Origin of the sequence: Nocardiopsis sp. TNDT3 (assembly GCF_003427465.1) — a bacterium.
Taxonomy (GTDB): Bacteria; Actinomycetota; Actinomycetes; order Streptosporangiales; family Streptosporangiaceae; genus Nocardiopsis; species Nocardiopsis dassonvillei.
Window position 1 is genome coordinate 1 of record NZ_QPFC01000539.1, and the last position, 1,716, is coordinate 1,716.

The following is a 1,716-nucleotide window of genomic DNA, read 5'->3' on the forward strand; positions in this document are numbered from 1 at the left end:
CCTGCGCATGCCCGGGACCGACGGGGTGGCCGCGTCGGCCAGGTGCGGGCGCCGCCGGTGGACCGCGAGGACGCCCTCGACGAGTTCGTCCGGGGGCGCGTCCTTGAGCAGGAACCCGCTCGCGCCCGCGCGCAGGGCGCGCACCAGCGCCCGGTCGGAGTCCAGGGTGGTGAGCACGAGCACGGGCGGCGCTCCGGGAGCGCTCCGGATGCGCTCGGTCGCGGCCACCCCGTCGGTCCCGGGCATGCGCAGGTCCATCAGGACCACGTCGGGGGCGTGCTCGGCGACGACCCGCACCGCCTCGTCGCCGTCGCCGGCCTCCGCGACTACCTCGACCGCGCCGCCTCCCAGGAGCAGGCGCAGGCCGCGCCGGACCATCGGGTCGTCGTCGACGACCACCACTCGTACGGGTTCGCTCACGGCGACCATGGTAGGCGCACCCTCAGTTCGAAGTGGTCCCCCGTCCGCCCCCAGAGCAGGGAGCCGCCGCAGATGGCGGCGCGTTCGGCCAGTCCCACGAGTCCGACGCCGGCCCCCGCGTCCGGATCACGCTCCCCGGGGTCGGCGGTGTCCGGACGCCGGCGCACGGGGTTGCGGACCTCGATGAGGACCGCGTCGGTTCCCTCCGCGACGACGCGCACGCGCACCGGCCCGGGTGCGCCGTGTTTGCGGGCGTTGGTGAGGGCCTCCTGGACGATGCGGTAGGCGTGGCGGCCGGTGTTGGCGGGGGCCGGGAGGCGTCCGCTCACCTCGTCGTGCACCTCCAGCCGCATTCCGGCCCTGCGGTTCTCCTCCAGGAGCCGCCCGAGCCCGTCGAAGGTGGGCTGGGGCCGGTCCGCGTCCTCGTCCTGGCCCGAACGCAGGTCGGACAGGATGCCGCGGACCTCCGCCAGTGACTGGCGGGTGTTGGTGAGGATCTCCTCGGCCAGGGCGTCGCGGTCGGCGGCGGCCAGGTCGGGGCGGTGGGTGAGCGCGGAGGCGTTCAGCGAGATGAGCGTGAGCCGGTGCGCGAGGACGTCGTGCATCTCCCGGGCGATGCGGTCGCGCTCCTCCATCCTGGCGTTCTCCACCCGGAAGCGCTGCTCCCGCTCGGCGTCCAGCGCCCGTTCCCGCAGCACGCGGACCAGGTCGGCGCGGGCGCCCCGGTAGGCCGAGGACGCGGCCAGGGCGGCGACGGCGGCGGCCACGAGCAGCAGTTCGATCCATAGGGGCCGGATCGGCTCCACCGGGGTCCAGGGGTTGTGCAGGCCCGCGGCCAGGGCGGCGGCCAGGATCCCGCACAGGGGCGCGGCCGTCCGCCACCGCCTGCCCGACGCCTCGCGGGCGGCCACGAGCGCGGCCAGCCCGACGGAGGCGGTGGACACGGCCGGTGCCGCCGCGACCAGCCACCGGCCCCAGCCGCGAGCCGTCCACCAGCGGCTCGCCGTGACGAGCACCGCCCCCAGCACGGCGTCGGCCGCCAGCAGGGGCCAGGGAACGGTGATCATGTTGCCGAGGTGGGAGTCGACGGCCGCGAGGGCGACGAACACCACGGTCGACCAGGGGAGGACGTTGCCGAGAATCCGCACGGCCCCACCGTATAACCGCTGTTCACCGGGGCCTCCCGGGACGGAGCCCCCACCGCGGGAGGGGTACCGGGGCCGGTCCGCGACGGTACCTCGGGCCACCCCGGCGAGACCTTCGGCCACCCCGCCGCGCCCCGGGTCCACGCTCCCC

General features: G+C 76.3%; 2 protein-coding genes. Both read right to left on the reverse strand.

Features of this window, described 5'->3' with window-relative positions; genetic code table 11:
- Window positions 1-429: response regulator transcription factor (locus DQW06_RS14010; RefSeq protein WP_157983440.1), on the reverse strand; the 429-nt coding region annotated here is incomplete at its 3' end.
- Window positions 417-1,568 (reverse strand): sensor histidine kinase, encoded by a 1,152-nt coding sequence (locus tag DQW06_RS14015; RefSeq protein ID WP_013153517.1) that lies wholly within the window; start codon window positions 1,566-1,568, stop codon window positions 417-419. The genes DQW06_RS14015 and DQW06_RS14010, both read right to left, overlap by 13 nt.
- Between the last annotated feature and the right edge of the window lie 148 nt (window positions 1,569-1,716).